The sequence below is a fragment of the Kitasatospora sp. NPDC005748 genome, from assembly GCF_040630735.1.
GTDB lineage: Bacteria > Actinomycetota > Actinomycetes > Streptomycetales > Streptomycetaceae > Kitasatospora.
The window spans coordinates 1-11,924 of sequence record NZ_JBEXYD010000114.1 but is presented as its reverse complement, the minus strand read 5'-3'; the positions used below and the strand labels follow the sequence as shown (position 1 = coordinate 11,924).

12 protein-coding genes are annotated in these 11,924 nt (G+C 73.1%); 10 read left to right on the top strand and 2 right to left on the bottom strand.

Annotated features, from left to right (window positions below; translation table 11 throughout):
* Positions 1-312: 312 nt before the first annotated feature.
* Positions 313-1,410, top strand: a complete 1,098-nt coding sequence (locus ABZ495_RS36200) for a GAF domain-containing sensor histidine kinase (RefSeq protein WP_359840224.1) — start codon at positions 313-315, stop codon at positions 1,408-1,410.
* Positions 1,403-2,059 (top strand): response regulator transcription factor, encoded by a 657-nt coding sequence (locus ABZ495_RS36195; protein WP_329490146.1) that lies wholly within the window; start codon positions 1,403-1,405, stop codon positions 2,057-2,059. Before ABZ495_RS36200 ends, ABZ495_RS36195 begins: the two co-directional genes overlap by 8 nt.
* Positions 2,060-2,089: 30 nt before the next feature.
* Here the strand turns inward: ABZ495_RS36195 and ABZ495_RS36190 are convergent, their stop codons facing one another.
* Positions 2,090-2,887: a hypothetical protein gene (locus ABZ495_RS36190; RefSeq protein WP_329490147.1), complete on the bottom strand. Its 798-nt coding sequence runs from the start codon at positions 2,885-2,887 to the stop codon at positions 2,090-2,092.
* A 147-nt stretch (positions 2,888-3,034) separates the two neighbouring features.
* Between ABZ495_RS36190 and ABZ495_RS36185 the strand changes: the two genes are divergently transcribed.
* From ABZ495_RS36185 to ABZ495_RS36155, 7 genes are all read left to right on the top strand, one after another.
* Positions 3,035-3,826: an ABC transporter ATP-binding protein gene (locus tag ABZ495_RS36185; RefSeq protein ID WP_329490148.1), complete on the top strand. Its 792-nt coding sequence runs from the start codon at positions 3,035-3,037 to the stop codon at positions 3,824-3,826.
* Positions 3,827-3,992: 166 nt separating this feature from the next.
* Positions 3,993-4,415 carry an NfeD family protein gene (locus tag ABZ495_RS36180; RefSeq protein ID WP_359804346.1) on the top strand — a complete coding sequence of 141 codons (423 nt, stop codon included), beginning with the start codon at positions 3,993-3,995 and terminating at the stop codon, positions 4,413-4,415.
* Positions 4,416-4,425: 10 nt separating this feature from the next.
* Positions 4,426-5,472, top strand: a complete 1,047-nt coding sequence (locus ABZ495_RS36175) for an SPFH domain-containing protein (RefSeq protein WP_329490150.1) — start codon at positions 4,426-4,428, stop codon at positions 5,470-5,472.
* A gap of 272 nt (positions 5,473-5,744) precedes the next feature.
* On the top strand, positions 5,745-6,503 hold the full coding sequence (locus tag ABZ495_RS36170; protein ID WP_329490151.1) for a sulfite exporter TauE/SafE family protein: 759 nt from the start codon (positions 5,745-5,747) through the stop codon (positions 6,501-6,503).
* Between the two features lie 88 nt (positions 6,504-6,591).
* Positions 6,592-6,768, top strand: a complete 177-nt coding sequence (locus ABZ495_RS36165) for a DUF1272 domain-containing protein (RefSeq protein WP_329492298.1) — start codon at positions 6,592-6,594, stop codon at positions 6,766-6,768.
* Between the two features lie 38 nt (positions 6,769-6,806).
* Entirely contained in the window at positions 6,807-7,109 is a 303-nt protein-coding gene (locus ABZ495_RS36160; RefSeq protein ID WP_359840221.1) for a 4a-hydroxytetrahydrobiopterin dehydratase, read from the top strand.
* 161 nt (positions 7,110-7,270) lie between these two features.
* Complete coding sequence (locus ABZ495_RS36155) at positions 7,271-9,265, top strand: PQQ-binding-like beta-propeller repeat protein (RefSeq protein ID WP_359840219.1); 1,995 nt, start codon at positions 7,271-7,273, stop codon at positions 9,263-9,265.
* 90 nt (positions 9,266-9,355) lie between these two features.
* On the opposite strand, the gene ABZ495_RS36150 is transcribed toward ABZ495_RS36155, so the two are convergent.
* The gene (locus ABZ495_RS36150) at positions 9,356-9,880 is read right to left on the bottom strand and encodes an HNH endonuclease (protein ID WP_359840217.1); all 525 of its coding nucleotides are present in this window, start codon (positions 9,878-9,880) and stop codon (positions 9,356-9,358) included.
* Between the two features lie 339 nt (positions 9,881-10,219).
* Between ABZ495_RS36150 and tyrS the strand changes: the two genes are divergently transcribed.
* On the top strand, positions 10,220-11,488 hold the full coding sequence (gene tyrS / locus ABZ495_RS36145) for a tyrosine--tRNA ligase (protein WP_359840223.1): 1,269 nt from the start codon (positions 10,220-10,222) through the stop codon (positions 11,486-11,488).
* Positions 11,489-11,924 lie beyond the last annotated feature (436 nt).

The following is an 11,924-nucleotide window of genomic DNA, read 5'->3' as shown; positions in this document are numbered from 1 at the left end:
GCTCCACACCTACAATCACCACCGCGGACACACCGCACTCGCAGGCAAGCCACCCGCCAGCCGCATCCCCAACCTCACGGGACAGAACACCTAGGTCCGTGGACCTGCTCCCCGCGCGCCCGTGGACCGACGCGGAGGCCGCCCCGGCGGCGGTAGTTTGGCCGTATGCCCACCGCGCCCAGTGACCGCCGGCCGCCGGCCGGCCTGCTGCCCGTCGACCGGATCCCGGTCGGCCCGCCGGCCGCCGGCCCGCTGCCCGCCTGCGAGCCCTGCCTGGCCGGGATCGAGGCCATCAGCCAGGCCCTGCTCGCGATGAGCCGCCACCTGGAGGTCCGCGAGGTGCTGCGGCGGATCACCGCCTCCGCCCGCGGCCTGCTCGGCGCCGAGTACGCCGCCCTCGGCGTGCCCGACGACCACGGCGGCTTCGCCCAGTTCGTCGTCGACGGCGTCACCGACGAGCAGTGGCGGGCCATCGGCCCGCTGCCCCGCCAGCACGGCGTCCTCGCCGAGATGCTGCACGAGACCGGCCCCATCCGGCTCGCCGACGTCCGCGAGGCCCCCGCCTTCGGCGGCTGGCCCGCCGCCCACCCCGAGATGGACGCCTTCCTCGGGATGCCCGTCCTCGACACCGACGCCGCCGAGGACGAGCCGCACGTGATGGGCGTGATCTTCCTCGCCAACAAGCGCGGTGGCGGCGGCTTCACCGACCACGACGAGGAACTGCTGCGGATCCTCGCCGCGCACGCCGCCCTCGCCCTCTCCAACGCCCGCCTCTACGAGCGCAGCCGCGAGCTGACCCTGGCCGGCGAGCGCGCCCGGATCGCCCACGACCTGCACGACGCCGTCTCGCAGAAGCTCTTCTCGCTGCGCCTCACCGCCAAGGCCGCCGCCAAGCTCGTCGACCGCGACCCGGCCCGGGCCCGCGCCGAACTCGCCGAGGTCGCCAAACTCGCCGCCGAGGCCGCCGACGAGCTGCGCGCCGTCGTGGTCGAGCTGCGCCCCGCCGCCCTGGAGGAGGACGGCCTCAGCGCCACCCTCGCCTCGCAGGTACAGGTCCTCGACCGCGCCCACAGCGCCGACGTCGCCTTCGCCGCCGAAGGCGTCCGCGCCCTGCCGCCGGCCCAGGAGGCGGCCCTGCTGCGGATCGCGCAGGAGGCCCTGCACAACGCGCTGCGCCACTCCGACGCCCGCAGCGTCACCGTCACCCTGACCGGCACGTCCGCGCGCGGCGCCGTCCTGCGGGTGCGCGACGACGGCCGGGGCTTCGACCCCGAGTCGGTCCGCCGGGCCGGCCGCCACCTCGGCCTGGCCTCGATGCGCGACCGCGCCGCCGCCGTCGGCGGCACGCTCACCCTGGACTCGGCCCCCGGGAAGGGGACGGTCGTCGAGATGGAGGTCCCCGGTGCCTGACACCACGCCAGCGATCCGCGTCCTGCTGGTCGACGACCACCAGGTGGTCCGCCGCGGTCTGCGCACCTTCCTGGAGGTCCAGGACGACATCGAGGTGGTCGGCGAGGCCGCCGACGGCGCCGAAGGCGTCGACCGGGCCCGGGAGCTCGACCCCGACGTCGTCCTGATGGACCTCAAGATGCCCGGCGTCGACGGCATCGAGGCGCTGCGCACGCTCAAGGGCGAGGGCAGCCGGGCCCGGATCCTGATCGTCACCAGCTTCACCGAGCACCGCACCATGGTCCCCGCGCTGCGGGCCGGCGCCGCCGGGTACGTGTACAAGGACGTCGACCCGGAGGCGCTGGCCGGGGCGATCCGCTCGGTCCACGCCGGCCACGTGCTGCTCCAGCCCGAGCTCGCGGAGGCGCTGCTCGCCGACGACGGCCCCCGCCAGCCGCAGGGCCGCGGCGCCACCCTCACCGAGCGCGAGCGCGAGGTGCTCGGCCACATCGCCGACGGGCGCTCCAACCGGGAGATCGCGCGGAGCCTGCACCTGTCGGAGAAGACGGTGAAGACGCACGTCTCCAACATCCTGATGAAGCTGGACCTCGCCGACCGCACCCAGGCGGCGCTCTGGGCCGTCCGGCACGGCGAGGCCCGTGAGGCGTAGCGGCCGGCACGGCCGGGACGGGGGCGGAAATCAGCCCTTCTCGTCGACCAGCGCGTTGTACGCCGCCACCTGGGCCCGCCGGGCGGTCCGCCGCAGGGGGTCCAGCACCGCCTGGCGGGAGGCCATCTCCGAGGCGCTGACCGCCGCGCCGTGCCCACCCGAGGCGATCGCCAGCAGCGCCGTCACCTGCCGGGCCGACTCCAGCACCCGGACGGCACGCGGCGGGTACCCCGGGGCGAGCAGCTCGACGTGCCCCCGCCGCCGGTACGCCTCCAGCGCCCGCAGCGCCTCCGGTCCGGCCCCGGCCACGTCCAGCCGGGCCAGCATCGCCGTCGCCTCCCGCAGCCCGTCCGCCAGCTCGCGCTCCGCCTCGTGCAGCGACGGCACGTCGGCCGGGGGCGCGTCGTTCACCTCCGAGCAGCGCCAGAGCACCATCGCCGAGCGGTCCCCGACCGGCCCGAACACCTCGATCTCCGGCACCAGCCCGAGCGGCGCTCCGACCGCCAGCACGGCCTCGCCCGCGCCCAGCGCCCGGGCGTTGAACGGCGCCGGACCGGTCAGCCCGAGCGGGTGGCCGGCGGACGGCAGGGCCAGCCGAAGCCCCCGCACCCCCAGCACCCTCAGCCGCCCCAGCGCCCAGGTGAGCCCGTGCCGCTCGCCCGGCTCGTCGCCCGGCAGTCCGGTCACCCGGTGGCTCTCGTCACTGCCCAGCACCGCCGAGGCGGCGTCGTCGGGCGGTACCAGACCGGCCAACAGGGCGTTGCCCCAAGCGGCCAGCCGCCCCGAACGGGGCTCTTCGTACGGATTGTCGGCAGGAGTCGCGAGCATCCGGCCAGCCTACGGAATCGGCGGTCATCCGCGTGGCGTAGGTTTGCCCATGCGCGTGCGGCGCACCCACTCCGTGCCCACCGGCCGCCGGAGTAGGCTGCCCGCCCGCACCGACGGCCGAATTTCTGTTTTGGGGAAGGCATAGGCATGAGCGACGTGCTGGAGCTGGTGGACGTATCCGTGGTCCGGGAGGAGCGCGCGCTGGTCGACCAGGTCTCGTGGTCCATCTCCGAGGGCGAGCGCTGGGTCATCCTCGGCCCCAACGGCGCCGGGAAGACGACCCTGCTGCAGATCGCCTCCACGTACCTCTTCCCGACCACCGGCAAGGTGTCCGTCCTCGGCGAGAAGCTCGGCGAGGTCGACGTCTTCGAGCTGCGCTCCCGGATCGGCCTGGCCGGCGCCGCCATGTTCGACAAGCTGCCCGCCGGCCAGAGCGTGCTGCAGACCGTGCTCACCGCCGCCTACGGCATGACGGTCAGCTGGCAGGAGAAGTACGAGCAGGCGGACGAGTCCCGCGCGCTCGCCCTGCTGGACCGCCTCGGCATGGCCGGGCTGACCGAGCGCAAGTTCGGCACCCTCTCCGAGGGCGAGAAGAAGCGCACCCTGATCGCCCGCGCCCTGATGACCGACCCCGAGCTGCTGCTGCTGGACGAGCCCGCCGCCGGACTGGACCTCGGCGGCCGCGAGGACCTGGTGCGCCGCCTCGGCGCGCTCGCCCAGGACGAGTTCGCCCCGGCCATGGCCATGGTCACCCACCACGTGGAGGAGATCGCGCCGGGCTTCACCCACGTGCTGATGATCCGCCAGGGCAAGGTGCTCACCGCCGGCCCGATCGACACCGAGCTGACGGCGCGCAACCTCTCCAGGTGCTTCGGCCTGCCGCTGACCCTGGAGCGCCACGGCGACCGCTGGTCCGCGCAGGGCCTGCCGCTCGGCTGAGGCCCGCGCCGGGCCGTGCGCCGGCCTCCCGCGGGCCCCGGCCGGAGCCCGGGGAATCCGGCTGAACTCCACTGAACTGGAGCCGGTCGCACGTGCGACCGGTTTCCGCCCCTCCACCTGCGGGAACTGTCCGCCTCGAAGGCCCTTCGCTCCCTAGGATGGACACGTGGACAGCTGGATCTGGTGGCTCCTGGCCGCCGTCGGCCTCGGCATACCCCTGGTCGTCACCGCGATGCCGGAGTTCGCGATGTTCGCGGTCGGCGCGCTCGCCGCGGCTGGTGTCGCGGGGCTCGGCGCCGGGGCGGTGGTCCAGGTCCTGACCTTCGTCGTGGTCTCGGTCGCCCTGCTGGTCGTGGTCCGCCCGATCGCGTACCGGCAGCTCAGGAAGGGCCCGCAGATCAGGATGGGCATCGAGGCGCTTCCGGGCGCCACCGCGATCGTCGCGGAAAGAGTCGACGGGGAGGGCGGGCGGATCAAGCTCAAGGGCGAGATCTGGTCGGCCCGCGCGCTCAACCCCGGCAGCGTGTACGAGCCGGGGCAGCAGGTCGACGTCGTCGAAATCCAGGGCGCGACCGCCCTGGTCGTCTAGGGGAGAGTCCGTGGAACCCGTCCTTATCGTCCTGGTCGTCCTGGTCGTGGTGGCATTCATCGCGCTGATCAAGACGATTCAGGTCATCCCGCAGGCCAGCGCCGCGATCGTGGAGCGCTTCGGCCGCTACACCCGGACGCTCAACGCGGGACTGAACATCGTCGTCCCGTTCATCGACCGGGTCCGCAACCGCATCGACCTGCGCGAGCAGGTCGTGCCCTTCCCGCCGCAGCCGGTGATCACCCAGGACAACCTGGTGGTCAACATCGACACGGTGATCTACTACCAGGTCACCGACGCCCGGGCCGCCACCTACGAGGTCGCCAGCTACATCCAGGCGATCGAGCAGCTGACCGTCACCACGCTGCGCAACATCATCGGCTCGATGGACCTGGAGTCGACGCTGACCTCCCGCGAGGTGATCAACGCCGGTCTGCGCGGCGTCCTGGACGAGGCCACCGGCAAGTGGGGCATCCGCGTCAACCGCGTCGAGCTGAAGGCGATCGAGCCGCCGACCTCCATCCAGGACTCGATGGAGAAGCAGATGCGCGCCGACCGTGACAAGCGCGCCGCGATCCTCACCGCCGAGGGCGCCCGGCAGGCCCAGATCCTGCGGGCCGAGGGTGAGAAGCAGGCCGAGGTGCTCAAGGCCGAGGGTGAGGCGCAGGCCGCGGTGCTGCGCGCCGACGGTGAGGCCGCCGCGATCCGCACCGTCTTCGAGGCGATCCACGACGGCGACGCCGACCAGAAGCTGCTCGCCTACCAGTACCTGCAGACCCTGCCCGAGCTCGCCAAGGGCGACTCCAACAAGCTGTGGATCATTCCCAGCGAGGTCGGCGACGCGCTCAAGGGCCTCGGCGGCGCCTTCACCGGCCTGGCCGGCAACGGCGGCATCAACGGCGGTGCGGCCGCCGCCCCCAGCGCCCCGGCCCCGGCCGCGACCCAGGTCCCGCTCGACCCGGCGGCCGGTCCGCGCCCGCTGGACACCGACACCAAGGGCGCCGCGCGCCCCCGGGTGGACCCGGCCCGCGAGTACCGGAAGATCGACCCGGAGTGAGCTGAGCCCGTCCCACGCGGCGCCGAGGGCCCGCCATCCGTCTGGCACGGGTGGCGGGCCCTCGGCCTGCTCCGCCTCCGCCCGGCCTCCGTGGTGCGCCCGCCCGGCCTCCGTCGTGCGCCCGCCCGGCCTCCGTCGTGCGCCCGTCGTGCGTCCGTCGGCTCCGGTGAACGGGCGTGTGGTGTACGTCCCGAATCGTGGGCGGACCCTGGTAGCGGCACCCCGCCGTCCGGCATGATCGCCTCGGACAGGTCCGAGACGAGAGGTGGCCCATGACGCTCTGGGAGGCGATCGCCGTCCTGGTGGCGGGTGTCGGCGCGGGGATGATCAATGTGATCGTCGGCTCCGGGACCCTGATCACCTTCCCGGTGCTGCTCGCCGTCGGCATCCCGCCGGTCACCGCCAACGTCTCCAACGCCTTCGGCCTGGTGCCCGGCTCGCTCAGCGGTGTGATCGGCTACCGGCGGGAACTGGCCGACCAGGGCCGCCGACTGGTCCGCCTCGGCATCGCCGCCCTCCTCGGCGGCCTGGTCGGCGCCGTGCTGCTGATCGAGCTGCCGAGCAGCGCCTTCGACACCATCGTGCCGGTGCTGATCCTGCTGGCCCTCGTCCTGGTGGTGATCCAGCCCCGGGTGGCCAAGGCGGTCGCCGCCCGGCGCCGGCCCGGCGGCGACCCCGACGGCGGCCTGGCGCTGCTCGCCGGCGTCTTCCTGACCGGCATCTACGGCGGCTACTTCGGTGCCGCGCAGGGCGTCCTGCTGCTGGCCCTGATGGGCATGCTGCTCCAGGAGGACCTGCAGCGGATCAACGGGGTGAAGAACGCGCTGGCGATGATCGTCAACGGCGTCGCCGCGGTGTTCTTCCTCTTCACCTCGACCATCAACTGGGCCGCCGCCGGGCTGATCGCCGTCGGCTCGCTCTGCGGTGGCCTGCTCGGTGCCAAGGTCGGGCGCAAGCTGCCGCCGCCGGCGCTGCGCGGGGTGATCGTGGTGGTCGGCCTGGTGGCCGTCACCAAGCTGCTCGTCAGCTGACGGTCCGCCGGTCGCCGCGGTGCTTCTCGACCTGCCCGAGCTGTCTGACTTGTTCGACGTGGTCCCGGAATGCGATGGGGAGGAAGCCATGGCTCTGGAGATGCGCGACACCTGCGAACGGTGCGCGGTGTCGCTGACGGCGGACGGCCCGGCGTCCCTATGCTCCTACGAGTGCACCTTCTGTCCGGACTGTGCCGAGGCCATGGCCGCCACCTGCCCCAACTGCGGCGGCGAACTGGTGCCCCGTCCGCGCCGGAGGGCCTGACCCTTCACCAGTCACCCCCGACACCCGGGAGCGGTTCGATGAGCAGCAGAGCGCGTCTGACGGAGGACGAGATCACGGCCGCCCTGGCCGACCTGCCGGAGTGGAGCCGGGACGGCGACAGCATCGTCCGCACCGCCGACGCGGCGGACTTCCCGGCGGCAATCCGGGTGGTCGTCGCGGTCGCGGAGCAGGCGGAGGCGCTGGACCACCACCCGGACATCGACATCCGCTGGCGGACGCTGCACTTCGCGCTCTTCACCCACAGCGCGGGTGGCCTCACCTCGCTGGACGTCACCCTGGCCGCCCGCATCGACGCCGCCCTGCGGGCCGAGTCCGCCTGACGCCTCCCGAGCCTGTCCCGCACCTGCCCGCACCCGTGCCGCACCGGCCTCGTGGTGCCTCAGAGGGCCTCCTTCCGGCCCCGTCGAGGTCGGAAGGAGGCGCTCCGGGCGGCGTGAGATGCTGACTGCCGCATTGCCGGCGGTCGGGAGGGACGGAACGGATGGCGCAGGATCCCCTCGGAGACGCCGCACAGCAGCCGTGGTACCCGCAGCAGGACTGGCAGACGGCTTACCCGGACCAGCAGCAGTGGCAGGGCGGCCACGGGTACGACGGCGGTACCGGCCACCCGGCCGACGGCCACCTGCCGCACGGCCACGGGCAGGGCGGCTACCCGCAGACCGCGTACCCGCAGGCGGTGTACCCGCAGACGGGCTACCCGCAGCCCGGCTACCCGGAGGCCGGCTATCCGCATACGGGCTATCCGCAGGCCGGATACGCGGAGTACCCCCAGACCGGGTACGGCCAGGGCGGGCAGCACCAGCCGTCCTACCCGTACGGCGACTACGGGCAGCAGCAGTACGCCCCGTACGCCGTCCCGCAGCAACCGACCGGTGAGGAGCTGTACGCCCCGCCGGGTGCCGCGTACTCCACCGACGGCTATGTGCGGCCCGAGCCCGAGTCTGAACCCGAGCCCGAGCCGGTCGGCGAGCCCGGGCCGGTTGACGAGCCCGAGCCCGCCCCGGCCGCCGTCGTCGCGTCGAAGCCCGCCGGTGGTGGCCCCCGGTCGACCGGGCGGCGGCGTGGCGCCGCGGTGGACGTGCGCGCGGACGCGGACGCGCGGGAGGCCGGGAAGCGGTCCGCCGGCTTCGGGTCCAAGGCCCGGGCCGCGGCCGATGCGGTGGTCTCCGCCGACCACGCCCCCGGCCGGCGGGCCCTGATGGTCCGGACCGGCGCCGGGGTGGCGGCGCTCGGCGTCCTGGTGGCGGCGGCCGTGATGGTCGGTGCGCAGGGCGGCGGCACGGCCGCCCCCGGGGGAGAACCGGGCTTCACCGTCGCCCACGCCAAGGCCTGGTCGGCCCAGCCCGCCGCCGCACTCCAGCCGGGCACCGACGACACGCTGGTCGGCAGCTGGCTGCTGGCCGACGCGGTGGTGCGGGCCGATGCCACCGGCGTCCACGCCTACGACCTGGCGGCCGGCAGGCCGACCTGGTCGGTTCAGCCCCCGGTGGCCGGGGCCGCCCCCTGCGGGCTCTCGGCGGGCGTCAACCAGGCCGGTCTGGGCGCCGTGCTGTTCCGGAGCCAGCCGGACCCGAAGAGCCCGTGCACCGTGGTGGCCGCCGTCGACAGCAGGACCGGTCGGACGGCGTGGAGCAAGCCGCTCTCCGATGCGAAGGGCGGCTACACCGCGCGGGTCGGCGTCACCGAGGACAAGGTGATCGCGGTCGGCGACGACCACGTGGTCGCCTGGGAGTCGGCCGACGGCACGGACGTCTGGCAGTACACCGGCCAGGGCAAGTTCTGCACCCTCTCCGGTGGAGTCACCGGCAAGACCGTCATGGTGGCGAGCTCCTGCGCCGACTCCACCCCCGTCGACCAGGCCGTCTCGCTGAACACCGCCGACGGCAAGGTGAGCTGGTGGCGCGGCCTCAACAACCAGCCGAAGACGGTCACGGTGCTCTCCGCCGAGCCCTCCGTGGTGCTGACCACGGGGGCCAGGCCGGAGGACGACAAGGTGTTCGCCTGGGGCCCGGCCGGCGACCCGGCCGCCGAGATACCGGTCGCCGCCGGCGAGGGCAGGCTGGACGCCGCCCACGGGACGTTTTCGGCCACCCCCGGTGTCTTCTTCCAGGACCGGACGATGGTCACCACGCTGGCCCCGGCGAACGGCGGCGGTGCGATCTCCGTCGTCGGGTACGACCTGGACAGCGGCAAGCAGCGCTGGAAGGCGGCCGCCGCCGAGAAGGGCGTCGCCCGGGCCGTCGGTGTGGACGGCGGCGCGCTGGTGCTCGCCGCCGACGAACGTCTCGAACAGCCCGCCCACCTCAGCCGCTTCGCACTCGCCGGCGGCCAGGAGACGGTCGGCGGCAACTTCCCGCAGGGCACCGGCTCGCTGCTGGTCTCCGGCCGCGTCCTGATCGGCGGTGGCCGGGTCGTCGCGGTGCCCGAGCACTCGGCCAACTTCGGGATAGCGGCCGGGTACCAGGCCAAGGGCTGAGCCCCGGCCGTCCGGGGCCCAGCGCCCTTCGGGGCCGGGGCTCAGCCCTTCACGGCCGGGGCGGTCGGGGTGGCCGTGCGGCCGGGGCGGCTACGCGGCGGAGGCGGTCACCGGGGCAGGCAGCCAGTCCGCCAGGTCCCGGAGGTCCGAGCCGCGCAGGCCGAGCGCCATCATCAGGGTTGCCTGCGGGGTCGGGACGAACGGCTTGCGCAGCAGCTTCATCCCCGCCTGCTCCGGCGTCCGGTCGGCCTTGAGCTGGTTGTCCTCGGCACAGGCGGCCACCGTGTTCAGCCAGCTGTCGGCCCCGCCGCGGGAGCGGGGCTGCAAGTGGTCCACGGTGGTGGCCCGGCGCCCGCAGTAGGCGCACAGGTGCTGGTCCCGGACGAGGACACCGCGGCGGGACCACGGAGCCTGTTGTCGGAACGGCACCCGCACGTAGCGTTGCAGTCTGATCACCCGGGGCACCGGGACGGAGACGCCCGTACCGCGGATGCTCCGCAGCGGATGGGCCTGCTCCACCACGGCCTTGTCCTGGAGCACCAGGACTACGGCGCGCTGGAGCGACACCGTCGTCAGGGGCTCGTAGCTCGCGTTCAGAACCAGCGTGTTGCGCACCTCGGCACACCCTTTCCCCGGGCGTGCCACGGCGGCACGACCGTCTCCACACACGTCACTGCCGCCGCACGGCGGTGGGACCACTCTGAAGGGGCCCCGGGCCGACGAACAACGGAATTTCCGGTGGAGGTGAGGGGTGGGGCAGGGGAGGGGGAGCGTTCCGCCGGGAGTCCGCGCGGCCCGCGGGAGCGCTGCGGGAAGCCGCCCGGTCGGACGCCTCGGCGAAAACCCGATGGCCGGGACCGCGTAGGCTCTACCACGCTGGAGCCGTTCCGTACCGGGGCCCGACCGAACCGGGTCCGTACCGGGCGGACGCCCGATCCAAGGAGAAGCGTGACCGTGACGGACATCGTCGACGAGCTGCGGTGGCGTGGGCTGATCGCCCTGTCCACCGACGAGGACGCACTGCGCAAGGCGTTCGCGGACGGCCCGGTCACGTTCTATTGCGGCTTCGACCCGACGGCCCCCAGCCTGCACCTCGGGAACCTGGTGCAGATCCTGACCATGCGCCGCATCCAGCAGGCGGGAAACCTCCCGCTGGGCCTGGTCGGCGGCGCCACCGGCCTGATCGGCGACCCCAAGCCGACCGCCGAGCGCGTCCTGAACGACCCCGAGACGGTGGCCGGCTGGGTCGACCGCCTGCGTGGCCAGATCTCGCGCTTCCTCGACTTCGAGGGCCCGTACGCGGCGCGCATGGTCAACAACCTGGACTGGACCTCCGGGATGTCGGCCATCGGCCTGCTGCGCGACGTGGGCAAGTACTTCCGCGTCAACAACATGATCGCCAAGGAGGCCGTCTCGCGGCGGCTCAACTCCGACGCGGGCATCAGCTACACCGAGTTCAGCTACCAGATCCTCCAGGGCATGGACTACCTGGAGCTGAACCGCCGCTACGGCTGCACGCTGCAGACCGGAGGCAGCGACCAGTGGGGCAACCTGACCGCCGGCACGGACCTCATCCGCAAGGCCGAGGCCAAGTCCGTGCACGCGCTGGCCACTCCGCTGATCGTCAAGGCGGACGGCACCAAGTTCGGGAAGACGGAGTCGGGCACGGTCTGGCTCGACCCCGAGCTCACCACCCCGTACGCCTTCTACCAGTTCTGGCTGAACGCGGACGACCGGGACGTCTCCACCTTCCTGCGGATCTTCAGCTTCCGCTCGAAGGAGGAGATCGAGGAGCTGGAGCGCGAGACCGCTGAGCGCCCCGCCGCCCGTCTCGCCCAGCGCGCACTCGCCGAGGAACTGACCACCCTGGTGCACGGCGCCGAGCAGTACGACCGCGCGGTCGCCGCATCCAAGGCGCTCTTCGGCCAGGGTGACCTCGCCGACCTGGAGGCGCCGACCCTGGCCGCCGCGCTGGCCGAGGTGCCGAGGGCCGAGGTGGCCGAACTCCAGCCGGTGGTCGACCTGTTGGTCGCCGTCGGCCTGGCGCCGAGCCGCTCGGCCGCCCGCCGGACGATCAAGGAGGGCGGCGCGTACCTCAACAACGTCAAGGTGACGGACGAGGAGGCGGTGCCGGCCGAGGCCGATCTGCTGCACGGCCGCTGGCTCGTCCTGCGGCGTGGCAAGCGCAACCTGGCCGCCATCGAGTTGGTTGCGGCCGGCTGAAAAAGCACCACCGCTGACCTGCGGTTTTGAGCATGGAGGGCCGGATCTGGACAGATCCGGCCCTCCGGTGTTTGACGTCCTTCTCCGACTGGCCTAGTGTTGGACGAGTCGCTGAAGCGGGCGGACACACGGCGGGCCGAGAGGCAGCCGGGGGTCGGCCGAGCGGCCATCGCAATCGGCAAGTCCAACTCTCACTCGTCGCCCATTAACTTGGGTCGCTCGGCGTTTTCGTCGAACGGTGGGAGCGGGGAATTTCGGGCCAGTCCCGGAATAAGCTAATGTGGAGGTCGCCGCAGAAAAGCGGACCTTCCCAGCAAGGGTCGGATGAATGAAACTCCGGAAAACGGAGCGGAAAACATCTGGTAAGCTGGAAACACGAAAGAACGAAGCGCCCGGAGGGCCCGCTGGAAGGCGGTCCGAAGGAAGTGTCCGTTCC

Excerpts from the sequence above, each read along its gene's own strand:
- ABZ495_RS36200 (WP_359840224.1), top strand. The coding sequence starts at position 313 with ATGAGCCGCCACCTGGAGGTCCGCGAGGTGCTGCGGCGGATCACCGCC.
- ABZ495_RS36190 (WP_329490147.1), bottom strand. The coding sequence starts at position 2,887 with ATGCTCGCGACTCCTGCCGACAATCCGTACGAAGAGCCCCGTTCGGGG.
- ABZ495_RS36185 (WP_329490148.1), top strand. The coding sequence starts at position 3,035 with ATGAGCGACGTGCTGGAGCTGGTGGACGTATCCGTGGTCCGGGAGGAG.
- ABZ495_RS36170 (WP_329490151.1), top strand. The coding sequence starts at position 5,745 with ATGACGCTCTGGGAGGCGATCGCCGTCCTGGTGGCGGGTGTCGGCGCG.
- ABZ495_RS36165 (WP_329492298.1), top strand. The coding sequence starts at position 6,592 with ATGGCTCTGGAGATGCGCGACACCTGCGAACGGTGCGCGGTGTCGCTG.
- ABZ495_RS36160 (WP_359840221.1), top strand. The coding sequence starts at position 6,807 with ATGAGCAGCAGAGCGCGTCTGACGGAGGACGAGATCACGGCCGCCCTG.
- ABZ495_RS36155 (WP_359840219.1), top strand. The coding sequence starts at position 7,271 with ATGGCGCAGGATCCCCTCGGAGACGCCGCACAGCAGCCGTGGTACCCG.